This window comes from Bacillus sp. FSL M8-0071 (assembly GCF_037975455.1).
Classification (GTDB): Bacteria; Bacillota; Bacilli; order Bacillales; family Bacillaceae; genus Bacillus; species Bacillus subtilis.
The window spans coordinates 1,181,026-1,206,823 of record NZ_CP150256.1 but is presented as its reverse complement, the minus strand read 5'-3'; the positions used below and the strand labels follow the sequence as shown (position 1 = coordinate 1,206,823).

30 protein-coding genes are annotated in these 25,798 nt (G+C 45.2%); 6 read left to right on the top strand and 24 right to left on the bottom strand.

Annotated features, from left to right (window positions below; translation table 11 throughout):
• Positions 1-4: 4 nt before the first annotated feature.
• The 5 genes from appF to fabH all read right to left on the bottom strand — a co-directional run bounded on the left by appF (position 5) and on the right by fabH (position 5,232).
• Positions 5-994, bottom strand: coding sequence for an oligopeptide ABC transporter ATP-binding protein AppF (gene appF, locus MKX71_RS06180; RefSeq protein WP_014476428.1), 990 nt, complete (start codon positions 992-994; stop codon positions 5-7).
• Positions 991-1,977 (bottom strand): oligopeptide ABC transporter ATP-binding protein AppD, encoded by a 987-nt coding sequence (gene appD / locus MKX71_RS06175; protein ID WP_003232965.1) that lies wholly within the window; start codon positions 1,975-1,977, stop codon positions 991-993. The genes appF and appD overlap by 4 nt, the downstream gene beginning before the upstream one ends.
• Before the next feature lie 191 nt (positions 1,978-2,168).
• Positions 2,169-2,954 (bottom strand): DUF2268 domain-containing protein, encoded by a 786-nt coding sequence (locus tag MKX71_RS06170; protein ID WP_003232967.1) that lies wholly within the window; start codon positions 2,952-2,954, stop codon positions 2,169-2,171.
• A gap of 75 nt (positions 2,955-3,029) precedes the next feature.
• Positions 3,030-4,271: a beta-ketoacyl-ACP synthase II gene (fabF, locus tag MKX71_RS06165; RefSeq protein WP_041850981.1), complete on the bottom strand. Its 1,242-nt coding sequence runs from the start codon at positions 4,269-4,271 to the stop codon at positions 3,030-3,032.
• A gap of 22 nt (positions 4,272-4,293) precedes the next feature.
• Positions 4,294-5,232 (bottom strand): beta-ketoacyl-ACP synthase III, encoded by a 939-nt coding sequence (fabH, locus tag MKX71_RS06160; RefSeq protein WP_003232971.1) that lies wholly within the window; start codon positions 5,230-5,232, stop codon positions 4,294-4,296.
• A gap of 164 nt (positions 5,233-5,396) precedes the next feature.
• On the opposite strand from fabH, the gene yjzB reads away from it, so the two are divergent.
• Complete coding sequence (yjzB, locus tag MKX71_RS06155; protein ID WP_003232972.1) at positions 5,397-5,636, top strand: spore coat protein YjzB; 240 nt, start codon at positions 5,397-5,399, stop codon at positions 5,634-5,636.
• Positions 5,637-5,665: 29 nt separating this feature from the next.
• On the opposite strand, the gene comZ is transcribed toward yjzB, so the two are convergent.
• The 4 genes from comZ to MKX71_RS06135 form a co-directional block, all read right to left on the bottom strand.
• Positions 5,666-5,857: a ComG operon transcriptional repressor ComZ gene (gene comZ, locus MKX71_RS06150; RefSeq protein WP_003224559.1), complete on the bottom strand. Its 192-nt coding sequence runs from the start codon at positions 5,855-5,857 to the stop codon at positions 5,666-5,668.
• Positions 5,858-5,871: 14 nt separating this feature from the next.
• The gene (med, locus tag MKX71_RS06145) at positions 5,872-6,825 is read right to left on the bottom strand and encodes a transcriptional regulator Med (protein ID WP_014476425.1); all 954 of its coding nucleotides are present in this window, start codon (positions 6,823-6,825) and stop codon (positions 5,872-5,874) included.
• 90 nt (positions 6,826-6,915) lie between these two features.
• The gene (locus MKX71_RS06140; RefSeq protein ID WP_014479435.1) at positions 6,916-7,473 is read right to left on the bottom strand and encodes a hypothetical protein; all 558 of its coding nucleotides are present in this window, start codon (positions 7,471-7,473) and stop codon (positions 6,916-6,918) included.
• Positions 7,474-7,554: 81 nt separating this feature from the next.
• On the bottom strand, positions 7,555-8,289 hold the full coding sequence (locus MKX71_RS06135; protein ID WP_003245223.1) for a hypothetical protein: 735 nt from the start codon (positions 8,287-8,289) through the stop codon (positions 7,555-7,557).
• A gap of 249 nt (positions 8,290-8,538) precedes the next feature.
• Here MKX71_RS06135 and MKX71_RS06130 point away from each other — a divergent pair, with 249 nt between their 5' ends.
• The gene (locus tag MKX71_RS06130) at positions 8,539-8,724 is read left to right on the top strand and encodes a DUF2929 domain-containing protein (protein ID WP_003245236.1); all 186 of its coding nucleotides are present in this window, start codon (positions 8,539-8,541) and stop codon (positions 8,722-8,724) included.
• 46 nt (positions 8,725-8,770) lie between these two features.
• On the opposite strand, the gene MKX71_RS06125 is transcribed toward MKX71_RS06130, so the two are convergent.
• The 13 genes from MKX71_RS06125 to MKX71_RS06065 all read right to left on the bottom strand — a co-directional run bounded on the left by MKX71_RS06125 (position 8,771) and on the right by MKX71_RS06065 (position 22,033).
• Entirely contained in the window at positions 8,771-8,950 is a 180-nt protein-coding gene (locus tag MKX71_RS06125; protein ID WP_106610841.1) for a YjzC family protein, read from the bottom strand.
• A gap of 85 nt (positions 8,951-9,035) precedes the next feature.
• On the bottom strand, positions 9,036-9,995 hold the full coding sequence (argF, locus tag MKX71_RS06120) for an ornithine carbamoyltransferase (protein WP_167408051.1): 960 nt from the start codon (positions 9,993-9,995) through the stop codon (positions 9,036-9,038).
• Positions 9,983-13,075 carry a carbamoyl phosphate synthase large subunit gene (locus tag MKX71_RS06115; protein ID WP_339231858.1) on the bottom strand — a complete coding sequence of 1,031 codons (3,093 nt, stop codon included), beginning with the start codon at positions 13,073-13,075 and terminating at the stop codon, positions 9,983-9,985. Before MKX71_RS06115 ends, argF begins: the two co-directional genes overlap by 13 nt.
• A complete protein-coding gene (locus tag MKX71_RS06110; RefSeq protein ID WP_029726276.1) occupies positions 13,068-14,129 on the bottom strand; it encodes a carbamoyl phosphate synthase small subunit in 1,062 nt (353 codons plus the stop codon). Before MKX71_RS06110 ends, MKX71_RS06115 begins: the two co-directional genes overlap by 8 nt.
• A 71-nt stretch (positions 14,130-14,200) precedes the next feature.
• Positions 14,201-15,358 (bottom strand): acetylornithine transaminase, encoded by a 1,158-nt coding sequence (locus MKX71_RS06105; protein ID WP_116315456.1) that lies wholly within the window; start codon positions 15,356-15,358, stop codon positions 14,201-14,203.
• Positions 15,355-16,131 carry an acetylglutamate kinase gene (gene argB / locus MKX71_RS06100; RefSeq protein WP_116315455.1) on the bottom strand — a complete coding sequence of 259 codons (777 nt, stop codon included), beginning with the start codon at positions 16,129-16,131 and terminating at the stop codon, positions 15,355-15,357. Before argB ends, MKX71_RS06105 begins: the two co-directional genes overlap by 4 nt.
• A gap of 14 nt (positions 16,132-16,145) precedes the next feature.
• Entirely contained in the window at positions 16,146-17,366 is a 1,221-nt protein-coding gene (gene argJ / locus MKX71_RS06095) for a bifunctional ornithine acetyltransferase/N-acetylglutamate synthase (RefSeq protein WP_032725389.1), read from the bottom strand.
• A 19-nt stretch (positions 17,367-17,385) separates the two neighbouring features.
• Positions 17,386-18,423, bottom strand: a complete 1,038-nt coding sequence (gene argC, locus MKX71_RS06090; RefSeq protein WP_029317601.1) for an N-acetyl-gamma-glutamyl-phosphate reductase — start codon at positions 18,421-18,423, stop codon at positions 17,386-17,388.
• A 205-nt stretch (positions 18,424-18,628) separates the two neighbouring features.
• Positions 18,629-19,168: an MFS transporter gene (locus tag MKX71_RS06085; RefSeq protein ID WP_003232993.1), complete on the bottom strand. Its 540-nt coding sequence runs from the start codon at positions 19,166-19,168 to the stop codon at positions 18,629-18,631.
• Positions 19,168-20,598 carry an FAD-binding oxidoreductase gene (locus MKX71_RS06080; protein WP_029946354.1) on the bottom strand — a complete coding sequence of 477 codons (1,431 nt, stop codon included), beginning with the start codon at positions 20,596-20,598 and terminating at the stop codon, positions 19,168-19,170. The genes MKX71_RS06085 and MKX71_RS06080 overlap by 1 nt, the downstream gene beginning before the upstream one ends.
• A 60-nt stretch (positions 20,599-20,658) precedes the next feature.
• Complete coding sequence (locus tag MKX71_RS06075) at positions 20,659-20,829, bottom strand: YqaE/Pmp3 family membrane protein (RefSeq protein ID WP_003232996.1); 171 nt, start codon at positions 20,827-20,829, stop codon at positions 20,659-20,661.
• Positions 20,830-20,893: 64 nt separating this feature from the next.
• Positions 20,894-21,202, bottom strand: coding sequence for a metal-sulfur cluster assembly factor (locus MKX71_RS06070; RefSeq protein ID WP_003232998.1), 309 nt, complete (start codon positions 21,200-21,202; stop codon positions 20,894-20,896).
• A 63-nt stretch (positions 21,203-21,265) separates the two neighbouring features.
• The gene (locus MKX71_RS06065; RefSeq protein WP_076457870.1) at positions 21,266-22,033 is read right to left on the bottom strand and encodes a prolyl oligopeptidase family serine peptidase; all 768 of its coding nucleotides are present in this window, start codon (positions 22,031-22,033) and stop codon (positions 21,266-21,268) included.
• Positions 22,034-22,153: 120 nt separating this feature from the next.
• On the opposite strand from MKX71_RS06065, the gene yitU reads away from it, so the two are divergent.
• From yitU to MKX71_RS06050, 3 genes are all read left to right on the top strand, one after another.
• Positions 22,154-22,966, top strand: a complete 813-nt coding sequence (yitU, locus tag MKX71_RS06060; RefSeq protein ID WP_014476412.1) for a 5-amino-6-(5-phospho-D-ribitylamino)uracil phosphatase YitU — start codon at positions 22,154-22,156, stop codon at positions 22,964-22,966.
• A gap of 104 nt (positions 22,967-23,070) precedes the next feature.
• Positions 23,071-23,223, top strand: a complete 153-nt coding sequence (locus MKX71_RS06055; RefSeq protein WP_017695668.1) for a hypothetical protein — start codon at positions 23,071-23,073, stop codon at positions 23,221-23,223.
• Positions 23,224-23,421 carry a DUF3813 domain-containing protein gene (locus MKX71_RS06050; RefSeq protein WP_003245613.1) on the top strand — a complete coding sequence of 66 codons (198 nt, stop codon included), beginning with the start codon at positions 23,224-23,226 and terminating at the stop codon, positions 23,419-23,421.
• Between the two features lie 30 nt (positions 23,422-23,451).
• On the opposite strand, the gene MKX71_RS06045 is transcribed toward MKX71_RS06050, so the two are convergent.
• Both MKX71_RS06045 and MKX71_RS06040 read right to left on the bottom strand, forming a co-directional pair.
• Positions 23,452-23,907, bottom strand: a complete 456-nt coding sequence (locus MKX71_RS06045) for a BsuPI-related putative proteinase inhibitor (RefSeq protein ID WP_014479419.1) — start codon at positions 23,905-23,907, stop codon at positions 23,452-23,454.
• Positions 23,908-23,925: 18 nt separating this feature from the next.
• Positions 23,926-24,768: a YitT family protein gene (locus MKX71_RS06040; RefSeq protein ID WP_003245017.1), complete on the bottom strand. Its 843-nt coding sequence runs from the start codon at positions 24,766-24,768 to the stop codon at positions 23,926-23,928.
• A gap of 137 nt (positions 24,769-24,905) precedes the next feature.
• Between MKX71_RS06040 and MKX71_RS06035 the strand changes: the two genes are divergently transcribed.
• Positions 24,906-25,757: a DegV family protein gene (locus MKX71_RS06035; protein ID WP_144482581.1), complete on the top strand. Its 852-nt coding sequence runs from the start codon at positions 24,906-24,908 to the stop codon at positions 25,755-25,757.
• The last annotated feature ends 41 nt before the right edge of the window (positions 25,758-25,798 follow it).

The window sequence follows — 25,798 nt, the reverse complement described above, 5'->3', positions numbered from 1 at the left end:
AACATTAGCTATAAAGGTGACAAGCCACAAAGTGGCTGGGAGCAGCTTCTTTAAATTCTGGTATTTGTTCCTTGCATATCGGTTTTGCAACAGGACATCTTGTGTGGAATACGCAGCCTTTTGGCGGGTTGGCCGGACTAGGCAGTTCTCCCTTCAGGACAATGCGTTCACGTTTGACAGATCCTCTTTTTCTTGTAACCGGAACGGAGGATAAAAGCGCTTGGGTATATGGGTGAAGCGGGTTGTCATAAAGCTCATGCTTGCCGGTCAGTTCCATCATTTTGCCAAGATACATTACTCCGACTCTGTCGCTGATATGGCGTACGACACTCAGATCATGAGAGATAAATAGATACGTAAGATTAAATTCTTCCTGTAATTCCTCCATCAAGTTAATCACTTGGGCCTGAATGGATACATCAAGTGCGGAAACCGGCTCATCTGCAATGATCAGCTCTGGATTCAAAGTGAGTGCTCTGGCAATGCCGATCCGCTGGCGCTGGCCGCCGGAAAACTCATGGGGATAACGGCTGGCAAACGACGGGTGAAGCCCTACTCTTGCAAGCAGCTCTTCAACTTTTTCGTTTCGTTCACGCATGGTATACATGTTGTGCGTATTAAACGGCTCCTTTATGATGGAACGCAGGGTCTTTCTCGGGTTTAACGAAGCAAATGGATCTTGGAAAACCATTTGAATATTTTTGCGGACACTCTTCCGCAGCTTCTCCTCTGACAGATTGGAAATATCCTGCCCTTTAAAAAGAATTTGGCCCTCTGTCGGTTTGTACAGTCTGATCATCGTTCTGCCGGCAGTTGATTTTCCGCAGCCCGACTCTCCAACGATTCCGAGTGTTTCTCCTTTTTTTAACGAAAATGAAACACCATCCACCGCTTTTACATCACCGACTTTTCTTTGAAAAAGGCCTGACCGGATCGGAAAGTATTTTTTTACGTCACGAAGCTCTAAGATTGTTTCTTGATTAGCTGCTGTCATGATTGTTCGGCACCCTCTTCCTCATATAAAAAGCATCTCACGGTTCTTCCGCTTTTGTGTGTCAAAAGCGAAGGCTGATTTGTCCAGCACTTATCCATAGCTTTCGGGCACCTTGGGGCAAAACGGCACCCCGGCGGCAGATTATCCGGTGTAGGCACACTGCCTTTAATCGCATTTAATTTATCAATCTCTCCATCTATAACAGGAATTGACGTAAGCAGGCCTTCTGTATACGGATGAAGCGGTTCTAAAAATAAGTCATCAACAGTGGCGTTTTCTACGACTTGTCCGCAGTACATGACAATTACTCTATCGGCAGCCTCAGACACGACACCTAAGTCGTGTGTGATCAGAAGAATCGATGTATTGAACTTCTGACAGAGATCTTTCATGAGCTCCAGCACTTGGGCTTGTATTGTCACGTCCAGCGCTGTCGTTGGTTCATCAGCAATGAGCAGTTTAGGATTACAGCTCAGTGCGATGGCAATCATCACCCTCTGTCTCATACCGCCGGACAGCCGATGCGGGTACTCCTTCATAATTTGCTCCGCCCGGGAGAAACCGACCATCTGCAAGAGTTCAACAGCTCGTTGACGGGCTTCTTTTTTCTTCATGTTTTTATGGTAAATCAGCACTTCGGTAATTTGTTCTCCGATTGTTAACACCGGATTAAGGGAGGTCATTGGTTCCTGAAAGATCATGGATACTTCGTTACCGCGGATTTTGCAATAATCGTTTTCAGTGAATGAGGTGAGGTCTTTGTCTTCGAGTTTAATAGAGCCGTCCATGATTTTTCCGCCTGAGCTTTGGACGAGGCCCATAATTGATAAAGAAGTAATGCTTTTTCCGGAGCCCGATTCACCTACAAGCGCGACGGTTTCGCCTTTGCTGATGTGAAAATCGACTCCGTCAACCGCAGGGATCGGCTCCTTTTTCCTAAAAAAATAAGTCTTTAAATTATTCACTTCTAAAAGTGTGCTCATGCTAGCTCCCCTTTCCCCCCTCTTGTTGTCAAACGTTTTCAAGAGAAAGCAATCCCTTTATTCAGAAATAATAAATAATATTGAATTATCGAAAAATTTTATAGTTGTATATTATTACAATCATTTTGCAAAATCAAGAATTTTTTAGGATAATTGTAATATTATTAATGAAATTCCATTATTTTATCCTTTTAAAGCATTGCATCCAAAAAGGTCTCAGCAGGAATGGACAGCCCGTCTGCGGTGCTTGCCTTGCTGGCAGTTAAATATTTTTTTACAATATTGAATCCAACTGCGTATCCAAGCATTTTTGGCTGATATCCTTTGCCGAATAACAGCTGGGGAAATAATCGATTATCCCGTTTGATATCCCGATGGGGCGCAATCTTTTTTTCATATAAAGCCTGAAGCTGCTCCGGTGTATACCAAGTCGTCCATTCAGCCGTTTGGCTTCGGCCGAACCTCTCATAAACAGCATATTCCGCCAGCCCTTCCATGATGATTGTATCAAGTAATGTGACATCCTTTTCCTCTTTTGTCAGATGACCTAACCGGCAAACGTGATGATACTCATGCGTCATAAGGGCAGATACTGACCCAAAATCTAAATCTGACGAAAGAAAAAGGAACATTTTGTCTTGAAAGGCGAGTCCTGATTTTGATCCGAACTCTAAACGGATTCTCCTGTTTCGTTCATCAACCGGCAGCGTAACAATTGGTACATCAGGACCTTGCCATTTGTTTTTGAGGTACTGTTCTTCCTTTTGGATATGTCCGTAAAAACCTTTTTCCTTCAGCTTGGAAACCGTCTGAATACCCTCTTTTATGTTTTTAAACATCCCATGATGCTGAAGATGCCCCAGAATGCCCTTCCAGTTCTTTTTCTCCGCACCTGAAAAAAGCGGGATAATGTAATGCGCCAAATCATCTATTGAACCGGCCTTCCTGAGCCAGCTATATGTTTGTTCTACACTCATGTGATCGCCTCCTCTTTTAATCCTATGCACACAAAAAAAACCGGCTACCCTTTAAGGGCAGCCGGTTTGGCTTGATTATGATTGATATTTCTTAAAGATTAATGTTGCGTTGTGTCCGCCGAATCCTAATGAGTTGCTAAGAACATAATTAAGTTCCTGTCTGCGGGCTTCATCAGGCACATAATCCAAATCACATTCTTCGTCAGGTGTTTGAATATTGATTGTCGGCGGAATCACGCCTTCTTTAATGGCCAGGATAGAGAAAATGGCTTCAATACCGCCGGCTGCTCCTAAGAGGTGGCCTGTCATCGATTTTGTAGAGCTTACCGCAAGTTTATGCGCATGCTCGCCAAAAACAGTCTTAATCGCCATTGTTTCGTATTTGTCGTTATAATACGTGCTTGTTCCGTGAGCATTGATGTAATCAATTTCATCAGGTGCAATGCCTGCATCTTTAATGGCTTCTTGCATCGCTCTCGCTCCGCCTTCACCGTCTTGGGCCGGCGCTGTGATATGATAAGCGTCTCCGGTTGATCCGTAGCCGACAATTTCTCCGTAAATTTTAGCGCCGCGGGCCAGGGCATGCTCAAGTTCTTCAAGAACGATAATCCCTGCACCTTCCCCCATGACAAAGCCATCACGGTTTTTATCAAACGGGCGGCTCGCTGTTTTCGGATCTGGATTAGTAGACAGCGCTTTGTTGGCACTAAAGCCGGCGAATGACATTCTTGTCAGCGGCGCTTCTGTTCCGCCTGTGACCATCACGTCTGCATCACCGCGCTGAATAACCTTAAACGCGTCACCGATGGAGTTCGTTCCTGTAGCACATGCTGTAACCGTACAAGAGTTCACCCCTTTTGCTCCTAATGCAATAGAAATCTGGCCTGTCGCCATGTCAGGAATCATCATTGGCACGAAAAACGGGCTTACCCGTCTTGGGCCTTTTGTTAAGAAGATTTCAAATTGAGACTCTAATGTTTCAAGTCCTCCGATACCGGAGCCTACCCAAACACCGACTCTCGGCGCGATCTCATCGGTAATGTTAAGATCTGCATCTTCAACCGCCATTTTCGCAGCCACAACCGCATATTGTGTAAAGCGGTCCATTTTTCTGGCTTCTTTTTTATCCATATAATCTTCAACATTAAAATCTTTTAATTCAGCGGCAACTTTTGCCGGATATTCTTCAGCGTCAACACGAGTGATCGGACCGATTCCGGACACACCGTTGATTGCGTTATTCCAACTTGTATCGACGTCGTTGCCAAGTGGAGATAATGCTCCAAGTCCTGTAACAACTACTCTTTTTTTAGTCATCTTGTGTGCACCTCACCTTTTTTTATCGGCCCCAGCGGATTGCAATGGCGCCCCATGTTAGTCCTCCGCCGAACCCTACCATAACGACCACATCGCCGTCTTTGATTTTACCGGCTTCCAATTCTTCTACAAGAGAGATCGGAATGGATGCGGCAGAAGTATTTCCATATTTATGAACAGTTTTAGACATCTTTTCGACAGGAAGCTCTAAACGCTCGCGAGCAGCTTCCATGATACGGATGTTCGCCTGATGCGGAATCAAAAAGTCGACATCCTCTTTTGAAAGTCCGGCTTTTTCAATGACATTTACGCATGATTCTCCCATTTGGCGGACTGCAAATTTGAAAACTTCTCGTCCATTCATGATTGTATGTCGTTTTTCATTCAGATACAAGTGCTGACCGCCTGTGCCGTCGGCTCCTAGTTCAAATGAAAGGATTCCTCTGTCATCACTGACTGGCCCGACTACCGCAGCGCCTGCTCCGTCTCCAAACAGAACGGCTGTATTGCGGTCTTCCCAGTCGGTGATGCTTGAGAGCTTCTCTACACCGACAACTAGAACATGCTTGTAGGTTCCGGATTCAATAAATTGTTTACCGGTTACAACCCCGTACATGAAGCCCGCACAAGCCGCGCTGATATCCATAGCACACGCTTTCTTCGCGCCGAGTTGTTCTTGAATCATACAAGAGACCGTAGGGAATGACTGATCAGGTGTAACAGTTGCAACCAAGATCATATCCAGATCCTCAGCAGCCACTTCAGCTTGTTCCAGCGCATTTTTCGCTGCTGCAACAGCCATATGTGATGAAAACACATCATCTGCTGCGATTCTTCTTTCTTCTATTCCTGTTCTTGTACGAATCCACTCGTCAGAAGTTTCAACCATTTTTTCAAGATCATGATTTGTTAAAACCTTCTCAGGAATGTAACGTCCAACACCAAGTATTCCAGCTTTCATTAGGGAAGACTCCTTTATATCTTAAATTTAGAAGATCAATCAGGTTGTGATCAATTATTAGTATCAGGTACTAATTCTATCCTATTTTTTTTCACATGGCAATATATTCGTCTAAACTATCAGTTCATCTTACTCATAGAGTATGGTATATGGAAAGGAGGCGTATGCAGTTGGATGTGTTTTCAAGAATGATGTTCGGCGATGCAGCAAAACCAACAGAAGAGAAGGAGGAGGAACAGCAAGAGGAAGTTTCTCAAGTTTCTCAGACAAACGACGAAGAGACGATTAATTACATGCATATTATGGACCAAATCGGTTCAATTATGAACTCTCTTGATCAAATCAAGCCCGCTTTAAAGGAGCTTGCGCCCATGCTCTCCGCTATTAAAAAGAAAATCATGTGAAAAGCCACTTTCAAAAAAGTGGCTTCTTCTTATTCTGTTTCAGATTTAGCGTCAGACTTGCCAAGCTCATAAGCTTCCGCCATTACCGTTGTAAATAGATTCATAAACGGCTGTATGGCCTCCATTGAGAGCTCAATGCCTGATTTCTCAAGCTGTTCTTTCGCTTCAGGGAGATATTTCATGGCAATTTGCAAGAATTCAAGTGATTTTTCGTGCTGCATGTGACGTCACTCCATTACTCGTTTTTTGGCAGCTCGCCTGTTTTGTTGTATGTTTTGATCAGCTTGGCGATTCTTTGCTGAAAGTCTTTGTCGACGAGCGGGCTGAATGTTCCCATCTCAACGACTCCCGTATTCAGGTCGTAGTAATGATCGCCGCCCTCAAGGGTGCCTTTATTAAATTGTTCAGCAATGATTTCATAGGCCTTGTCCACATTTTGCACCGTGCTGGTTAATACGGTATTCTCGCCCAGATCCGATTGATCTGTGACGTAGCCAATGGCATAAAGACCGTCTTTTTTGATTTGCTGAATAACAGGAACATTATACCCGTCTCCGGCGGGATACACAACATCCGCGCCTTCGTTCTTCATTTTCTGATAAAGCTTTACTGCTGTTGTATCATCATCCCAATGATCCGTATATTTCGTATTTACCTCTATATCCGGATTTTCATACTTGGCCCCTTTGATAAAACCGTCCACCTCAGGCTGCCACGTAAAGGAGGCAATTACACCGACCTGATTCGTTTTCGACATATGGGCAGCAGTCATTCCTCCAAAAAAGCCCATTGCTTCCCCGCTAAAATGGACACTCGTTACATTATCAGCTTTCGCTTTCGCATTGGAAATGACGAATTCCATATCTGGATAATCTTCGCCGACCAAGTTAAACACCTCAGCATATTCACTCCCATGACCGTAGAGCAGATTGACGCCCCTCTTATGAAAATCCTCAATCGCATTTATGATATCTTCTTCTGTTTTAACGCCTTCTTTATAATAGACGTCCACATTGTATTTGGATTGTATATTCAGTAATCCTTTATACCCTTTTGTGCCCCATACGAGGTCATTAATCGTATCAGGAAAGAGCATGCCGACCTTCTCAATTTTTCCTTTGAACGGAGTTTGTCCACATCCACTCAATAAAAGGAGGACAGAAAAGATCATGACAAGCCTTGTGATCAAGTCATGTTCAACTCCTTTTGACAAGCTATAACATGTATTATTTTTATACGTTTATTGTATCTAGAAAACTCGAAACATGGAAGGTTTTTCTTAATATTTGTCGAAAATTGATGAAAATTGTCTTTTCCACTCGATAATTTTTGTTTTTGCTTCTTCTTTTGAGGTTTTCTCTGTGACTTGCAATTCAAAAAGCTGATCTTTGCTATGACGGCTTGGTTCTAACAGGAATCTCAGCAACTCGTCAGCCACGTCGTTTGTGTAATAGCCGTCTTCCTCTGTTTCTTCTTTCCATGGCCCGTACATTTTCGGCAGGATCACGGTTTTTTCCGAGCCTGTTTTTTCACGTTTTTCCCATTCTTTTCGGTCTTCTTCATATACTAAAATATAAGGAGAATCACATTGGTCTAAAGGCAAAAAACTTCCAAACTGGATACAAATTGTATCATAATTTTGGTCTCCAATGTGTTCAAGCTGGCGAAAGAGTTCATTTCTCCCAAGCCACATGAGTCTTTCTTCTAAGTACATTTGTCTCATTTTATCTTCTGTTTCCGCCAGAACAACGTCAACATGTATGCCTTCATCCATCATTCGTTCACATAATGAAAGGCCGAAAAATTCGTCCGCACCTACAATCAGCGTTGATTCCATTGCATCTGCCGCCCTTCCGGTTTTTCATTTCCCAAAACAAAACAGCCTCCGCAAAAGAGAAGGCTGTTGTCATTATATTCTCTATAATTCTTTTTCATGACTATGAAAGAATTTGCAAATTGATGCATAAATTCTGCTTGGATGCTCAAATAAATGAAATGTCATGTCGACCGGTGAGCCTTGCTTTTGCTGTTTTTCCTTGAAAACTTCCGCATGTACGCTGTAGGGATATGGAGCTCCGGTCATACGCTGCCATATATGAACCGGTACGCCGCTCGGGTAGCTTTGAATTGTTTTATAACGAATCGCTTCCGCTTCTTTTTCAGAAATTCCGTAGCTTTTCGATACTTCTTTCAAAAATTGCTTATAGAAAAATTTATTTTCTTTTTCCGATTCATAATGTGCCTGAAGATCGAGACAAGGATTCAACATTGCGGCTGAGCGGATATGATCCGGGGAAAAACGAAGCAGTTCATCGGCCACGAGAGCACCCATGCCTTCTGCTAAAATATGAATCTTCGGATTGAGGATTTCCTGCTTCAGCACAGAATGTATCAGCTGTTTGGCATAGGTGACTGCTTTTTCCGCCCCCCAATGCCTTCCGAACAGATTGCTGTTAAAAAGAGTATATCCTTCATTCATCAACATGCTCAGAAGCTGATTTCTGCCGTAATGCTGCTGCCAAAAGCTTGAATCATGTCCGACAAAGTGGGTTCTGTCCCCCAAGATAAAGATGCCGAAGCCGTTCGGGCGATAGGGCAGATGAATGACATTATGCTCCGTTCCCAGTTGAAAGTATCTTTCCGTTATTCCCATCGCTTGCCCGCCTCCTTTCACACTTCATCTCACGCTATCTTATGTAAATAGAAAAGAAACGAATAAGGTAAAGTCCTAGCCTTTTACATTTTTGGCTATTATACTGATTGACGTTTTTATATTTTACCATTAAAGTGTGACGAATCAGACTCTTTTGTCACCTCACTTTCTGCTAAAATTGGATTCCCCCTTCGCTTTTTGTATGGTATGATAACTTTTAGAATAGAATGAGAAGGACGAGGTGGAAACGTGCGATATATTATTGCCTTTATTTGGACGTTCCTTTTATCACATATGGCATGCTACTTGGTTGCAAGCATGAACAGCGTTACGTATAATTTCAAAACATCATCTGTCATTGCTGTTGTACTGTATGTCTTAATCATGGTTTTAGCAGAAATCATGCCTATGAACAAAAATGCAAGCCAGCATTAAAAAGCCAAAAAACCCAAAACATTTATTGTTTTGGGTTTTTTAGTGGTCACGGCTTTCTTTTGTAAGTCCACAGCCGGTTGTGGTTTGATGTTTCGGGGAACATTTCCCCTGCTGACAGATGGACCTTTTGAGGGTTTTTAACCATGCTCCCTGTCTCGCCGATTTCTACGTAGACACCGTTATTAGGCGCTTTCTGTCCGGACCGGAATTGGTGCTGCTGTCCCACTGTTTTTCCTCCTTTTCCTTTTTGCTGTAGTATGCGCCTAAGCGGCTGTGAATATGTTGCCATCAAAAAAACTGCTGAGTTTGGCTCAGCAGTTTTTTGATGATTCCTCTTTATATAAAATGGCCTTCAGCAGTGCTTTTTGCACATGAAGACGGTTTTCCGCCTGCTGGAACACTGCAGAGTTTGGCCCGTCAATAATCTCCGCAGTCACTTCTTCCTCGCGATGCGCAGGGAGACAATGTAAAAATGTATAGTCAGGCTTGGCATGGCTGACTAGCGCCGCATTCACCTGATAAGGCGCAAAGACAGCAAGACGTTCTTGCTCTTCCGCTTCCTGCCCCATGCTTGTAAACACATCAGAATAAATCACGTCCGCGTCTTTTACAGCTTCAATCGGATCATCTGTCAGCGTGATAGAAGAGCCGGATTGAAGTGCATATGTTTTTGCCGCTTCAGCTGCTTCATCTAACACTTCATATCCCTTTGGCGAAGCGATCGAGATATCACAGCCCATTTTCGCGCAGCCGATCATCAAGGAGTGCGCCACGTTATTTCCGTCACCGATGTATGCGACTTTTACGCCTTTAAGCTTCCCTTTTATCTCCTTAATCGTCAAGAGATCCGCCAGCGCCTGGCATGGGTGGTATTTATCGGTAAGTCCATTGATCACCGGAATGTCAGCTTCTTTGGCAAGTTCCTCCACCTTTTCATGTTCAAAGGTCCGGATCATAATGGCATCCACATAGCCTGACAGCACTTTCGCCGTATCAGCGACAGTCTCACCGCGCCCCAGCTGCAGATCTTTCTGGCTTAGAAAGAGGGCGTTCCCGCCGAGCTGCGCCATACCCGCTTCAAATGAAACACGGGTCCGCGTTGATGATTTTTCAAAAATCATCGCCAAGGTTTTGCCATGGAATATAGGCTGAATTTTGTTTTGTTTCAGCTCACCGGCTTCTGTGAGCAAGGCGTTTATATCCTCTTCACTAAGGTCCTTTAACGTTAATAAATCTTTTCCGTATAAACTGGTTTGCGTCACTGTGTGCATGTTGCCACTTCCTTTTTATAGAGGTCTTTGAGAGATACAGGCTGCGGATGGCCTGAACCGCTTTGTAAAAACGCCCGCACAGTTTCTTCTTCTGTAAAGACGGGGATGCCGTGCGTCATGGCTTCCAAACGTTCTTTGCGTGCTTCTTCAGAACCGCTCAGATTGATGTGGAGCGATTTTTCTTCTTGTTCCATCCATGAGGCAAATGTTCCTTCATGTATTGTAAAACCTTCGTTTTCTGCTAACTCCTTCACATCTTCCGGAACGTTTTGCAAATAAATGCTGCCTTTTTGACTCCAGACTCTTGTATAGATTTTTTTCAAGGCACTGTTAGCATCATATGCGACACACATGCCTTCTCCCGTTGATTTCATTTCCGGCCCAAGCTTGACATCCACATCCTGGATCGCATGAGAAGAAAAAACAGGGAACTTCACGGCAACTCCATGATGATTTTGAACTGCCGGATTTAGATCTTTTAAGGACGCTCCGGCTAGCAGTCGTGTGGCGAGCGGAATCATCGGAACGCCCATTACTTTGCTGACGACAGGAACCGTGCGGCTCGCTCTCGGATTCACTTCAAGAACGAGTATGTTTCCATTGTCGATCACAAATTGAATGTTCATGATGCCTTTAAATGAAAGTTTTCGGGCAATTTTTTGTGCCGCATCTTTCATGCCCTGCTGCAGCCCGCTCGTGATGGACGGCCCGGGAAGAATGGCAAAGCTGTCCCCTGAATGGACACCTGCCCGTTCAATATGCTCGGTATATGTCGGGATAAAGACATCCTCGCCGTCGGAAATCAAATCAATTTCGACTTCCTTTCCAGACACATACTGATCAATCAAAATCGGATATGGCATGCTGTCCTCATCATTCAGCAGCTGAGAAAGCTGGGCTTGCGAGTCAACAATGATCATGCCCATTCCGCCGATAACGTAAGATGGGCGGATTAACACCGGATAGCCGATCTCACTCGCTTTTGAAGCGGCTTCTTCTTTTGTATAAGCAATTTCTCCTTTTGCGTGCTTCAATCCCAGCTCGTCAAGAAGCTGATAGAATTGATCCCGATCCTCTAACACGTCGAGCGTTTGAAATGATGTGCCAAGAAGAGTAATGCCGGCTTTTTCGAGCGCTTCAGCAGCATTGATTGCAGTTTGGCCGCCGAATTGCACAATTGCAAAATCAATATTTTCCTGCTCCGCCACGTTTACAATATGCTCCGTTGTCATTGGTTCAAAATACAGGCGGTCCGCAATTTCATAATCGGTGCTGACCGTTTCCGGGTTATTGTTAATCATGATGGTTTCGAATCCAAGCTCTTGCAGTGTCAGCACACCGTGAACAGCACTATAATCAAATTCAACGCCTTGGCCGATCCGAATCGGGCCTGATCCGATAATGAGCGCGCGTTTTTTCTCTTTGCGGCTGATGTCTCCATCGGTTTCTCCGAAATATGTGGAGTAAAAATAGTTTGTTTTCGCATCAAACTCTGCCGCGCATGTATCTACGATTTTAAAGGAAGGCGTAATGCCCATCTCCTTGCGAAGCGCGCGCACCTCTTCCTCTGTTTTGCCGATCAGTGAGGCAATCGTTGCGTCTGAGAATCCCTTTTCCTTTGCTTTCTTCAATAATTCAAAAGAGAGATCGCTCCCTGCTTCCATCAGGCGGTTTTCCAATTTGATGATGTTGTCAAAGGTATGAAGGAAAAACGGATCAATTTTTGTTTTTTCATGGATGTCATCAATCGAGACGCTGCGGCTCAACAGCTCCATGACAACGAAAAATCTGCGGTCATCCGGAGTGATTGCCAAATCCCATAGCGTATCAATTGACAACCCGCTGAGCTCTGGAAGGTGTGTCCCGATATTTTTTAATTCAAGCGACGCGGCTGCCTTTTGTATCGCTGCTTCTAAATTCCGTTCAATCGCCATCACTTCACCGGTGGCTTTCATTTTTGTGCCAAGCTTGCGGTCTGCGTTTTTGAATTTATCAAACGGCCAGCGCGGAAATTTGACGATCACATAGTCCAGTGCCGGTTCAAAGCTTGCGTAAGTCGACCCTGTGAGCGGATTTTTCAGCTCGTCAAGGGTGTATCCGACTGCCAGTTTCGCGGCCATCTTCGCAATCGGATAACCGGTCGCTTTAGACGCGAGAGCCGATGACCGGCTTACACGCGGATTCACTTCAATGACGTAATATTGCTTGCTGAATGGATCAAGCGCGAATTGAATGTTGCAGCCGCCTACAACATCAAGTGCTGAGATGATCGTCAGACTTGCTGTCCGCAGCATTTGATAGTCTTCGTCTGTCAATGTTTGTGACGGCGCTACAACGATAGAGTCACCTGTATGCACGCCGACCGGATCGATATTTTCCATATTGCAGACGGTAATGCATGTGTTATTGCTGTCACGCATGACTTCATATTCAATTTCTTTAAAGCCGGCAATGCTTTTTTCGACAAGGCATTGATTGATCGGGCTTGCTAATAGCGCCTGTTTAATCATAGCTGTAAAGGCTTCTTTATCAGGGGCGATTCCTCCGCCCTTTCCGCCTAATGTGTAAGCAGGTCTGATAATAACGGGAAAACCGATGGATTCCGCAAACCGGATGGCGTCGGTTTCATTATCAACAATTTCACTCTCTGGCACGGGCTGATTCAATTCGTTCATTAACGAACGGAATTTTTCCCGGTCCTCTCCTTTTTGTATCGTTTCAACGGATGTGCCGAGAAGTTTGACGCCGTGCTCTTTTAAAACACCCGTTTCGTCAAGCTCCACTGCTAAATTCAACGCGGTCTGACCGCCTAAATTGGCAAGAAGCCCATCAGGCCGTTCTTTCTTAATGATGGCTGTCAGGCTTTCTGCTGTCAGAGGTTCAAAATAAATTTCATCAGCGAAGGCTTCATCGGTCATAATTGTCGCCGGATTGCTGTTGACGAGAATCACCCGGTAGCCCTCCTCCTTCAGCGCGATGCACCCTTGAGTGCCTGAATAATCAAATTCTGCCGCCTGCCCGATAATGATCGGGCCTGAGCCGATTACTAATATGCTTGAAATACTGGTGTCTTTAGGCATGCGCGATTTCTCTCCTTGCTGGTATCACATTCTTTAAATAATCATCAAAAATCCATTCGCTTTCCGCAGGTCCGGGATGGGCTTCCGGGTGGAATTGAACACTCATGACAGGCAGTTTTTTATGGGCAAGCCCTTCAACTGACGTATCATTGACATGATGAAACCTGATCGTGAGCTCTTCTTCATTAATCGACTGTTCATCAACCACATAGCTGTGGTTTTGGCTTGTCATAAAGACCCGTTTCGTCTCACGGTCGATGACCGGATGATTAGCTCCCCTGTGTCCGAATGGCAGCTTAAAAGTATTCCCTCCGAACGCGAGCGCGATCAGCTGATGTCCGAGACAAATGCCGAGAGTCGGAAAGCGGCTGATGATGCTTTTGATCTTTCCTAAATATGGCTGGATTGCTTTCGGATCTCCAGGTCCGTTCGATAGCACAATGCCATCGGGTTTGATGTTGTATACGGCCTCCATTTGCTGGTATGGCACCACAGTAACCTTGCAGCCTCTTTTGACAAGTGATGATGCGATTGACTTTTTATAGCCAAAATCAATGAGAGCGATATGTTTATTCCCGTCGCCGAATGTGCTGATTTCCTGGGCTGAAGCCTGCTCTGCCACATTCTCTGGTTGAAGGGCCATCTCAGCTCCTTCTTTAGAGGCTGTGACTGTTGCACCCATCGTCCCGTTTGCCCGGATTTTCTTCACGACAGCCCTCGTATCAACATGGGTTAACAGCGGAATGTTCCATTTCTGTAAATACTCCTTGAGGCTGTATACCGCTTCATAATGAGAAAAGTGATCACACGCCTCATAGACAACCGCTGCTTTTACTTGCGGTTTCTTGCTTTCAAAGTCCTTTTCATTTATGCCGTAGTTGCCAATCAGCGGGTAGGTAAATACAATAATCTGTCCCTTATACGATGGATCTGTCAGCACTTCCTGGTAGCCTGTCATTCCTGTGAAAAAAACAGCTTCTCCCGTACAGTTTTCATGACCGTCCAGCTCGCCGCTGAACGATGTCCCATCTTCTAACACTAAATAACCTTCCATCTAACAGCCCACCTCTTGATGAATAATTAATTATAAAAATGAATTTTTATGCCTTTATATCGAAAAAAAAATCACTGGTTTACAGCAAAATGATGAGCGATTGCCTGTTTCAGCTTGCTGACGGCTTCTGCTATTTCATCCTTAGTCACGGTGAGCGGCGGCAGCAGCCGAATCACGTTCGGGCCGGCCGGCAATACAAGCAAGCCTAATGTCTGCAATTCAGCAATAATGTCAGCAACCGGGCCATCACACTCAATTCCAAGCATTAATCCTTTACCTCGGATTTGTTTAACAAAAGGGCTCTTTAGCTCTGCCTCAAGCTGTTCTTTTAAAAACGCCCCTTTGTCAGCAGCCTCTTGCAAAAAGTCAGGCTGGAATACAATTTGCAATGTGGCATTCACAGCAGCCATCGCCAGCATATTTCCTCCGAAAGTCGTTCCGTGAGAACCAGGGGTAAACGCTTCTCCAAGCAGTTTCTTTCCGATGACAGCGCCGACCGGAAAGCCGTTTCCCAATCCTTTGGCGACTGTGATGATATCCGGTGAGAGTCCGAAGTACTCATATGCGAAGCCTTTTCCCGTCCGTCCGATGCCGGTCTGGATTTCATCAATGATGAGAAGGGCTTGCTTTTCCTTGCAAAACGACTGTACGGCTGATAAAAATTCAGCACTCGCCGGATTGACTCCTCCTTCTCCCTGCACTGTTTCAAGCATCACCGCGGCAATATCGCCTTCCTCCCCAAGAGCTTTAAAAGCAGAAGGATCATTGTATGGCAGGTAGTGAAAGCCTTCAAGCATCGGGCCGAAGCCTGTTTTGATTTTATCCTGTCCGGTCGCAGCCATCCCTGCATATGTGCGGCCATGGAACGACTGAAGAAAAGTGATGATTTTTGTTTTTCCAGTTGCTTTTCGGGCAAGCTTTATCGCACCTTCATTCGCCTCCGCGCCGCTGTTGCAGAAAAAGACAAGATCTCCTGCACTATGCGCTGCCAGCTTCTGCGCCGCTTGCTCTTGGAGACTGTTTTGAAACAGGTTGGATACGTGCCATACGCTGTCAAGCTGTTTTTTGACTGCTTCTGTCACCGCTTCATGGCAGTGTCCTAGATTTGACACCGCAATCCCCTGAATGAAATCGAGGTACGTTTTGCCGTTTTGATCCTCAACGTACGTTCCCTTTGCTTTTTTGATGTCAATATCCCAACGGCCGTAGGTTTGAAACAAGCTGCTCATGAAACAGCCTCCTTTGCTTTGACAATTTTTGTCCCTTGAAAGGTTTGTTCTGCGAAGAATGATCCTTTTCCGTTTACGATTATGACTTCAGACACCTGATCTGATAAAGCTGACAAGGCTGAATTGACCTTCGGGATCATCCCTCCTGTGATCACTTCCTGCTTGATCAGCATCTGAATCTCCTTAGGGGTCAGGACGTCCAGACGCTGCTTTTCCTTCATGATTCCATCGACATCCGTGACGAACATCAGCTTATCGGCTTCAAGCGCTCCTGCGACTGCTGAAGCAGCCAGATCAGCATTTACATTCAGCGTTTTGCAGTCGCTTGTCATAGACAGCGGCGCAATAACGGGGATGATGCCATTTTCCATCAGCGCGTTCACCATGGACGCATCGACTTTTTTGATTTCTCCCACTTCTCCGTATGTTTCCGGATCTAGATAATCAGCCTCCAAAAGACCGCCATCCTTACCAGAAATGCCTGCGGCTCGCAGTCCGTGTTTGGCAAGCTCAGCAACGAAAAATTTATTGACAGAACCGGATAAAACCATTTCCGCCACTTCCAGCACCGGCTTCGTTGTTTTCCTCTGTCCGCCCGAAAACTCTGTCTTGATATTTAACCGTTTCAGCATATTTGTGATTTCCGGTCCCCCGCCATGTACGATCGCCAGCTTCCAGCCTGATGCCATCAGCTCTTTCAGATTTTGAAAAAATTCCTCCGACAGCTCACGGATGACACTTCCCCCGCATTTAAAAACGATTGTTTTCTTCATTTCGCTCCCCTTTATTACGTGCGATAGCTCGCGTTAATTTTGATATAGTCATAGGTCAGGTCACAGCCCCACGCTCTCCCGTTTCCGTCCCCTTCATCCATCTTGATGACAATGGTGATTTCATCTCCTTCAAGGTATTCCTTGGCGAGAGATTCAGAGAATGGCTGAGGTTCGTTATTCTTAAACAGGCATTGGCCGCCAAGATAAACCTCTACTTCTTCTGCCGTCACCTGTGCTGCGGAGTGTCCGATGGCTCCGATGATCCGCCCCCAGTTGGCATCTGTTCCGTATACTGCCGTTTTTACAAGATTTGAGCCGACAATCTTTTTGGCAATGACGTTTGCATCAAGATTGTTTTTCGCTCCCTGCACTTGGGCTTCAATTAGTTTTGTCGCGCCTTCTCCGTCTCTGGCAATCTCTTTAGCCAGATCCTCACAAGTGAGCAAGAGCGCTTTTTTAAAGACCGGCCAGTCTGGATGGTCTTCTGTCAGGCACTCGTTTTCGGCGCAGCCATTCGCCATAACTAATACCATATCGTTCGTGGATGTTTCTCCGTCAACTGTGATTTGGTTAAATGAAACGTCAGTGATTTCCCGAAGCGCCTTTTGCAGCGCTTTTTCTTCGATTGCCGCGTCAGTTGTCACAAATCCCAGCATCGTGGCCATGTTCGGGTGTATCATCCCAGAGCCTTTGGCCGCTCCGCCGATCGTGACTGTTTTGCCGCCGATTGCCAGCTCATAGCACGTCTGCTTGATTACCGTATCAGTTGTTAAAATCGCTTCCTCAAAATCGCCTGATCCCGCAGGTGTTTCTTTCAGCAACTCGATCCCCGCGTGGATTTTTTCCATGTCTAAATGCTCGCCGATGACACCCGTTGATGAAACAGCGACAAGCTCCGGCTCAATGCCAAGCTGTGAAGCAAAGCTCTCCCGCATTGTGTATGCGTCCTTTAAGCCCTGTTCTCCCGTGCAGGCGTTGGCAATGGCGCTGTTGACGATGACGGCTTTCAGTGTCGGTCCGTGCTTTAAGCTGTCTTGTGTCACTTTGATCGGAGCAGCCTGAAAGTGGCTTTGGGTATAAACTGCTGCACTCACAGCCGGTGTCTCGCTGATAATGACGCCGAGGTCTTTTTTCGAGTAGCGCAGCCCGCAATGCACACCCTTTGCCTGAAACCCTTTTGGCGAGGATACATCACCTGTTACTTTTACAATTTGATCTTCACTTAACTGAATCATGGTTCGATTCTCTCCCGTTCTATGGATAAATTGGCGTGATGGTGAGTCCAGTTTCTTCATTCCAGCCATTCATCAAATTAAAGTTTTGCACTGCCTGACCGGCGGCACCCTTCATTAAATTATCGATTACCGAGACGATCGTGACTCTGTTCGTTCTCTCATCGAGGGTCACGGCGATATCACAGAAATTGCTGCCGTACACTTCTTTCGTTTGCGGGTACTGACCTTTTGGCCTCACTCTCACAAAATATGAATCTTGGTAAAATTCCGAATATAAATCATGCAGGTCATCTGCGGATAGGTCACAGGTTAATCTGGTATACATCGTCGCCATGATGCCCCTTGTCATCGGAACCAAGTGAGCCGAAAATGTAATGGGCCCGAGACCTGGCTGCCATTCATTCAGCGCCTGCTCAATTTCCGGCGTGTGCTGATGTTCATTGACTTTATAAATTTTAAAATTGTCGTTCAGCTCAGAAAAATGAGTTCCCATGGATGCTTTTCTTCCCGCTCCGGAAACACCGGTCTTCGCGTCAACGATAACGAAAGATTCATCGAGCAGTTTCTTTTGAGCCAATGGCGCGAGGCCAAGCAAAACAGCTGTTGGAAAACAGCCTGGATTGGCAATGAGTTTCGCCTGTTGAATTTGCTGTTGATTCAGTTCTGCCAGACCGTATACCGCCTCTTGAATCACCGCCTTCGGTGCCGCTGTCCGTTTATACCATTTTTCATATTCAGCCGGTTCTTGTATCCTCAGATCACCTGACAGATCAATAACCGGAATTCCCGCGTCTGCCAGCTTTGGAGTCAATTCACTTGATACTCCGGGCGGCGCAGCGAGAAACATGATATCTATTTCGTGTTTGATCGTATTCATATCAATCGGCTTCAGTTGCTGATCCGCTAAGCCGGTAAGATGAGGATAACCCTCGCTATAGACATTCCCTTCTCCGCTGGATGAATAAAGTATGCATTCCTCTGCATGAGGATGATGCGAAAGAATCCTGACAAGTTCGGTGCCTCCATATCCTGTAGCACCTACAATTCCTATTTTCAAAACAAGTTCACCCTCTTGGTCTTTGTGAAATTATTTAACATTATAACATGAATAAAAATTAATTCAATCGTATATTTAATATTTTTATTCATTTATAAATTTTCTGTTCAATGGAAATTCCGCTCAAAAAAATCAGCACGACTCTAGCACAAAAACGTTGATGCGGCGCCGCATTTCAGCCGCATAAAAAAACAGGCTGACCGCGTCAGCCTGTTTTCATCATCATCAATCCACTCAAAAAATATAGAATAGAGCTTGCATAAAAAATCATTTGCACTGTAAAAAAGTCAGCGAGAAAGCCCCCAAGCATAATGGCTGCTGCTGAAAAGACAGCTGTCCAAAAATGGTAATTTCCAATCTTTTTTCCACGCTCTCCGCTGTCTGTAAAATTAGCGATCAGCACTTTTTCTCCATGCTTTTGCATCGCTCCAAAGAGCCCTAACAGCACTTGGACGATATACACTTGAACGACGCTTCCGATATGCGGGACATATAAAAGCAGAACAGCCATCCCCCACGAGTTCAGAAGCAGAAAATAACGGCTGTCAAACCTTTCAGACAGCCGTCCGAGGAGCGGGTAAATGAGCGCTCCGCTCAACCCGAACAATCCGTAGGAAAAACCGAACTGTGTGTAGCTTGAGCCGATATTTTTCACAAACAGAATATAAAACGGAAAGATTAAGCTGCTTGCGAAAAACACGCTGCTTTGTGATAATGTCAGCCATTTTAATTTGTTTTTCCCCATTATTTATACCTCTGATAAAAGTAATTCATAAAGCGCTCATCCGGGTCATAGGTTCGTTTTTTCTGAAAAAACGCTTCACTTTTCGGATATGCCTGTCTCATTTGCTCTTTTGTCTGGTAGGTCATATAAGGCAGATAATAGCTTCCGCCGTGCTTGATGGCAACGTCTGTCATGCGCCTGATGATTCGGGCAGTATCTGCCTGGTCTTCTTTTGAAAAGCCCTCGTTTATTAATAGCACGAGCGAAAACATATCGTCCTTCGCATAGGAAAGGTCGGCCTTTTCATTTTTCTGCACGTAGCGGATCGTAATGTTCAGCAGGTTCAGATCTTCGTCCGACAGCGTTTGTCTCAGGTCATCAATATAGGACCCATACTCCTTCACGGGCACAAAGTATTCTTGCAAAACATCTGTGTTGTCATTGTTTTCATACTCAAGAAACTTTGATTCGGACCGCATGACGTTATTGCGTGAAATCTCTGTGCCGTTTTGGCTCAGGAAATAGGATTGCTGTGTGTCCCACAGCCAATTCCTGCCCCATTCATATCGTCTTGACAAACCGAGTGCAAACTTTGTGGCTCCCGTATACTCATCTTCTTTGAGATCGCTGTATGATGGCAGTTGATCCTGATGATCAGCCAATACGTAATTTGTGACATACATGTCTTTCAGAAATCCTTTTTTCGCTGTTGAAATTCGCGCCAGATGCATTCGGACATCTGGATTTCCTTTTACATGCTTTGAAAAATAGTCTGCGTATGTACTATAATTCATTTTTTCTGTCTTCATGACATACAGCTCATCATCTGTCAGCTCAAGCGTTACATCAAGAATCACGCCAAAAAGGCCGTACCCTCCGATGACCGCCGTAAACAAATCATCTTTTGGAGTGACAGTGATAATCGTCCCGTCAGCTTTTAAAAGCCGGAATGATTTGACTGTATCAATCAGCGAGCCGTAGCGAATATCACGTCCGTGTGCATTTGCACTGAGAGATCCGCCGATTGTAAAAATGTTTTGTGACTGCATGACTTTTACCGCGAGTCCGTATGGATTCACGTATTTCTGGATATCATTCCACGTTGCACCGCTTTGCACCCTGATGGTTTTCTTCTCTTGATCGAGTGACAGGATTTTGTTGTAGCCCGTCATGTCGAGAACGATGCCGTCCTCATAATATGTATGGCCGCCCATGGAGTGCTGGGCCCCGGCGATTGAAATTTTTATGTTTTTTCGATTTGCCTCTTTGACTGTGTCAATGAGCGTTTCCTCTTCCTGCCCTTTCACTGTCTGCTTTATTTTTACAGGCATCAGGCGGCTGACATCCGTCATCTCGCTTGTGGCTGTTTTTTGCTCTGAGTTCACAGAGTACGCAAACAGGGCCGCATACGCGCCAGTACAAAGCGCGAATGCAAGCAATTTCTTTTTCATAGTGCTCTCCCTGCTGTTTTTATGACCATTATACCATGACTGCGTCCTCATTTTTCCAAATTATCTTCTTGCCCGTTTTTCGGCACGGCGGTCGGCGACGATAAAGCAGGCGTGAATCGCGCCCGGCAGCCAAAAGATACAGGTCAATATGAGATTCAGCAAGGCCTGAAACGGTTTTCCCGAAAACAAAACAGCAAGCGGCGGGCATAAAACTGCCAGCAGGTACATCATTTCCTTTCACTCCTTTCAGCTGTAAAAAAGGACAGCCTCACATGTCAGGCTGTCCTTTTTTGTTTTATTGAATGCCAAGCGCAATTTTTGCGTATCTGGACATTTTATCCCTAGTCCAAGGCGGATTCCATACAATGTGAACCTCTGTGTCTTTCACTTCAGGAAGGTCCGCTAATGCTTTTTTCACCTCATCCACGATAATCGGCGCTAAAGGGCATCCCATTGATGTTAGCGTCATGGTGATGTGCGTCAAGCCATCTTCATCCATATCAACGTCATATACCAAGCCGAGGTTCACGATATCAACGCCAAGCTCAGGATCGACAACCTGTTCCAGGGCGCCCATGATGTTTTCTTTTAATGCTTCTTCCACGTTCCCTCACTCCTTTTTTCTACAGTATAACGTAAATTCAGCTCTTGTTAATAACTTAGTGCTTTATAAGTACGTTTCAAACCATTCAATCGTTTTTAACACAGCTGCCCGCGGGACTTTATGGTCAGCGTTTTCATCTCCGATAAATTGCAGGCGTTCCGGCTGCTCGCTGTAATGGGATTTAATCGTGTCATAAAATTTCCGGGTCGGCGCGTAAGGCACAACTTTATCTTTTGCGCCGTGCCAAAATAAAAGCGGGCGCTGTTGCAGTTTCTCCGGCTGAAGGCTGAGATCCCGCAACTCGAGACGTTTCATCAGCTGCTGTACCTTCTCTTCCGGCACATCGATTTCAATGCCCTGAGATTGAATATGGTCAATCTGCTGCTGAAACAGCTCCACGTAATTGGGGCTTCCCATCAGGCTGACGCCGGCTTTTATCCAATCATATGCAGTCAAAGCGCCAAGCGTTGTGATGCCGCCCATTGACGTGCCTGCGAGACCGATGCGGCCGCCGTCTACCAGGCCTACTTTTTCAAAATGGTTTTTAAGCACGCCGATCTCTTCAATCTCGTTTAGGACGATGTCCCAAAAATGGCCCGCCAGCTCTTCGACAGCCATTTCTTCTCCCCGTTCCCCATGGTGCAGAGCCTCCGGCAGAACGGCTCTGAAGCCCTTCTCCGCAAGCAGGTAAGCAATATGAAGGTTGTGTTCCTTCGCGCTTGTAAAACCATGGATAAAGAATACGAGAGGAACAGCGCGGTGCCTGTTCTCTTCCTTTACAATATGTAAAAACGGAATACCGGAAACGGTTTGATTCTCAATTTGTATCACAATGTGCCCCTCCTTAGGATAACCATAATCATAAGTGTAACATGTAGACAATAAAGATGGTAAAAAGCTACACTGTAAGTAAGGAAAAACAAGCAAAATCTAAGGTTAAAGGAGCTTTTCATGGAGACAAAACCCTATTTAATCGCATTAGATTTAGATGGAACATTATTAAAGGATGATAAAACCATATCTGAAAACACCCTTCAGACGATACAGCGTCTAAAAGATGACGGGCATTATGTCTGCATCTCAACAGGCCGTCCGTATCGTTCAAGTTCCATGTACTACCAGCAGATGGAGCTGACAACGCCAATTGTCAATTTTAACGGAGCATTTGTCCATCATCCGCAAGACGACAGCTGGGGACGGTATCATACGTCACTGCCGCTTGATGTTGTCAAACAGCTCGTGGATATCAGCGAGAGCTACAACGTACATAACGTGCTTGCTGAAGTGATTGACGACGTATACTTTCATTACCATGATGAGCACCTGATAGATGCCTTTAACATGAACACAACAAATGTAACGGTCGGAGACTTGCGGGAAAATCTTGGTGAAGATGTGACTTCTGTACTCATACATGCAAAAGAAGAGGATGTGCCGGCAATACGCTCATATTTATCGGATGTGCATGCCGAGGTAATCGACCATAGAAGATGGGCCGCACCGTGGCATGTCATTGAAATTATCAAAAGCGGCATGAATAAAGCGGTCGGCCTGCAGAAAATCAGCGATTATTACGGCGTGCCGAGGGAGCGGATCATTGCTTTCGGGGATGAGGATAACGATTTGGAAATGCTTGAATTTGCAGGCTGTGGCGTTGCAATGGGAAATGGAATTGACGCGGTCAAGCAGATTGCCAACCGAACAACGGCTACAAATGAAGAGGACGGCGTTGCAAGGTTTTTGAAAGAATATTTCTCACTTTAAAGGAAGGTCCGTATTAATTTTTCCCACTCATAAACCTTACTTTGCCCCACCATACTATTGAAGACGACTCATCTCGTCAAAGTATGGAAGGGGGCAGTCTCAAAATGGGTAAACGAAGCAAATCCAGAAGGTTTATTCAGCAGGGTAAAGACTCCATCGGGCTACACGCCGCAAGATTTCCATATCGGTCTACTTTAGAAGAAGCTCACCAGCATGCCGCGGCACGAGACTCGGCCGAAAGCCAGGTTGAATATTAAATGAGAAATGAACTGTTTCAGCAGGCAAAATCATTTGTTCAACAGGCGGTCATGGTGACAAACGGCTTTGAGGAAGGCGATCAGGAGCAAGCGATTCTGAGAGCCAAAAATGCTGTATCTTCTGCGTATGCCAATTCGACAGATGCGGAACGTCAACAGCTGCATCAATTTCAAAATCAGCTGGACAAACTCCAATAAAAAAAGGCTATGGCGACTCGCCATAGCCTCTTATTTGACTTCAAACTGCTGAACAGCCTGAACCTGCTTGAGATTTTCCGCCCTGCCCTTAAATGTCACCTTTACCTCATAGGTTCCGGGCTCAGGGACTTCCTTCCACACATCAGAGAAATCATATGTTTCTCCAGATTCAAGCGTCAGGTTTTGAAAAGCCTGCGTAAACATTTTGTCTTTCGAATAACGGTATCTTTCTTTGTGCTCAGAATCATACACGACAAGTTCAAATTTTTGCCCTGTGCTGAATTGAAACTCAATAGCACGTTCGCTTTGGTTCTTCAGCGACATGTTAAACTTGATTTGTTCAGGCTCCTGAATTGCGTCAATAGATAAAACAACCTCTTGATTCTCCATTCCGCCTGATACCTCCTTATCGGGTTCTGTCTGCTCATCTTTCCCGCAGCCTATCAAAAGCAGCACGGGGAGGAGCATCACAAGCAGCCGTTTCACGACTTCCACCTGCTTTCGTCAGTCTTTTCTAAAGAAACCAAAAATCCCTGTCGTTTGAACAATGTTCGTAAATGCTTTCGGATCAACTTCTTTGACGATCTTTTCTAAATCGTACAGTTCATACCTAGTGATGACGATAATCATCATTTCTTTCTGTTCGTTCGTAAAAGCTCCTTTTGCCGGAACAGTTGTGATGCCGCGCACCATTTTTCCGTAAATGGCTTCCTTGATTTCGTCCGCCTTTTTCGTCACGATCATTGCCGTGAGCTTCATGTGGCGAGTGTGAATGGCGTCGATCACCCTTGTTGTCACATACAGCGTAACCAGGGTATATAATGCTTTCTCCCAACCTTGCAATAATCCTGCCGTCAAGATGATAATCCCGTTCAGAATGAAGAAATACGTGCCGACGGGTTTATCCTTCCACTTTGCAAGCACCATGGCGACGATATCAAGCCCGCCTGTCGAAGCTCCGTATTTTAATGTTAAGCCGATACCGACTGCGGAAATGACGCCGCCGAACACCGCGTTCAGCAAAATGTCATGTGACAGGCTTGTTTCCGGCAGGATCCCCATAAACAGAGTAGTGAGTGCGACACTTAAAATGCTGTACACTGTAAACGATTTGCCGACCTTCAGCCATCCTAAAATACCGACCGGAATGTTTAAGAGGAACAAGAGCGTTCCCGTCGATATGTAAAAGGGGGCATATTGATCAACGACGCTTGATAAAAGCTGGGCAACACCTGTAAATCCGCTGGCATATACATCTGCAGGTATCAAAAATAAGTTCAGCCCGGCAGCATTGAGTAAAGCGCCGATGATGACGATGAGTAATTTTTTTGTTTGATCTAGTACCATGGCATGTTCCTCCGCTCTTTCTTCTTTATTATGTTTTCCCTTAAAACAAATATTTGAACACGATTTTGGCAAATTAATATGATATAGTTGGCTTAACTCTCATGATAACGAGCGATAACGGAAAGAAGGGAAGCAATATGACAGTTCATCTCATCGCTGACAGCGCCACTGATTTGCCTCGTTCTTATTTTGAAGAAAAAGGCATTGGCTTTATTCCGCTCAGGGTTTCTCTCGGCGATAAAGAATTCGAAGATGCAGTCACAATTCATGCGGATCAAATATTTGAAGCGATGCAAAATGGAGAAACACCTAAGACGTCCCAAGCCTCACCGCAAACGATTAAAAATGTGTTTTTGCAATATGCCGAAACAGGTGATCCCGCTCTTTACATTGCCTTTTCCTCAGGTCTCTCCGGCACGTATCAGACAGCTGTAATGATCGCCAATGAAGTGAAGGAGGAATTCCCCGATTTCGATTTGCGGGTCATTGATTCCAAATGCGCTTCATTAGGATACGGTCTGGCTGTCCAGCATGCTGCCGATCTCTGTATCAACGGGAATACAATACAAGAAATTGAAACGTCTGTAAAGAACTTTTGCAGCCAGCTTGAACACATTTTTACCGTTGATGATTTAACATATCTCGCGAGGGGCGGCCGGATATCTAAAACGTCCGCTTTTGTCGGCGGCCTGTTGAATATTAAACCGCTGCTTCAGATGGAGGACGGCAAGCTTGTGCCTCTGGAAAAAATCCGCGGACAGAAGAAACTTTTCAAACGGATCATCGAGCTTATGAAAGAGCGCGGGGATGATTGGAGCGATCAAACCGTCGGGATCAGCTACGCCGCGAACAAAGAAAAAGCCACGGACATGAAACACCTGATTGAGGAAGCGTTCAAGCCGAAAGAAATCATTATGCATCCAATCAGTTCAGCAATCGGCTCGCATGCCGGTCCAGGTACATTGGCGATATTCTTTTTAAGAAAATGAGCAAACAAAAACAGTCAGACTCTGTGTCCTGACTGTTTTTG

Bases quoted from the DNA above. Each gene is read 5' to 3' on its own strand.
- MKX71_RS06050 (WP_003245613.1), top strand. From the start codon at position 23,224: ATGAGAAATGAACTGTTTCAGCAGGCAAAATCATTTGTTCAACAGGCG.
- appD (WP_003232965.1), bottom strand. From the start codon at position 1,977: ATGAGCACACTTTTAGAAGTGAATAATTTAAAGACTTATTTTTTTAGG.
- MKX71_RS06080 (WP_029946354.1), bottom strand. From the start codon at position 20,598: ATGAAAAAGAAATTGCTTGCATTCGCGCTTTGTACTGGCGCGTATGCG.
- MKX71_RS06115 (WP_339231858.1), bottom strand. From the start codon at position 13,075: ATGCCTAAAGACACCAGTATTTCAAGCATATTAGTAATCGGCTCAGGC.
- fabH (WP_003232971.1), bottom strand. From the start codon at position 5,232: ATGAAAGCTGGAATACTTGGTGTTGGACGTTACATTCCTGAGAAGGTT.
- MKX71_RS06040 (WP_003245017.1), bottom strand. From the start codon at position 24,768: ATGGTACTAGATCAAACAAAAAAATTACTCATCGTCATCATCGGCGCT.
- fabF (WP_041850981.1), bottom strand. From the start codon at position 4,271: ATGACTAAAAAAAGAGTAGTTGTTACAGGACTTGGAGCATTATCTCCA.
- comZ (WP_003224559.1), bottom strand. From the start codon at position 5,857: ATGCAGCACGAAAAATCACTTGAATTCTTGCAAATTGCCATGAAATAT.
- MKX71_RS06055 (WP_017695668.1), top strand. From the start codon at position 23,071: ATGGGTAAACGAAGCAAATCCAGAAGGTTTATTCAGCAGGGTAAAGAC.
- yjzB (WP_003232972.1), top strand. From the start codon at position 5,397: ATGCAGTTGGATGTGTTTTCAAGAATGATGTTCGGCGATGCAGCAAAA.
- MKX71_RS06135 (WP_003245223.1), bottom strand. From the start codon at position 8,289: ATGGGAATAACGGAAAGATACTTTCAACTGGGAACGGAGCATAATGTC.
- MKX71_RS06110 (WP_029726276.1), bottom strand. From the start codon at position 14,129: ATGGAAGGTTATTTAGTGTTAGAAGATGGGACATCGTTCAGCGGCGAG.
- MKX71_RS06105 (WP_116315456.1), bottom strand. From the start codon at position 15,358: ATGAGCAGCTTGTTTCAAACCTACGGCCGTTGGGATATTGACATCAAA.
- MKX71_RS06075 (WP_003232996.1), bottom strand. From the start codon at position 20,829: ATGATGTACCTGCTGGCAGTTTTATGCCCGCCGCTTGCTGTTTTGTTT.
- MKX71_RS06035 (WP_144482581.1), top strand. From the start codon at position 24,906: ATGACAGTTCATCTCATCGCTGACAGCGCCACTGATTTGCCTCGTTCT.
- MKX71_RS06085 (WP_003232993.1), bottom strand. From the start codon at position 19,168: ATGGGGAAAAACAAATTAAAATGGCTGACATTATCACAAAGCAGCGTG.
- MKX71_RS06170 (WP_003232967.1), bottom strand. From the start codon at position 2,954: ATGAGTGTAGAACAAACATATAGCTGGCTCAGGAAGGCCGGTTCAATA.
- argF (WP_167408051.1), bottom strand. From the start codon at position 9,995: ATGCACACAGTGACGCAAACCAGTTTATACGGAAAAGATTTATTAACG.
- argB (WP_116315455.1), bottom strand. From the start codon at position 16,131: ATGAAGAAAACAATCGTTTTTAAATGCGGGGGAAGTGTCATCCGTGAG.
- MKX71_RS06140 (WP_014479435.1), bottom strand. From the start codon at position 7,473: ATGGAATCAACGCTGATTGTAGGTGCGGACGAATTTTTCGGCCTTTCA.
- argJ (WP_032725389.1), bottom strand. From the start codon at position 17,366: ATGATTCAGTTAAGTGAAGATCAAATTGTAAAAGTAACAGGTGATGTA.
- yitU (WP_014476412.1), top strand. From the start codon at position 22,154: ATGGAGACAAAACCCTATTTAATCGCATTAGATTTAGATGGAACATTA.
- appF (WP_014476428.1), bottom strand. From the start codon at position 994: ATGACAGCAGCTAATCAAGAAACAATCTTAGAGCTTCGTGACGTAAAA.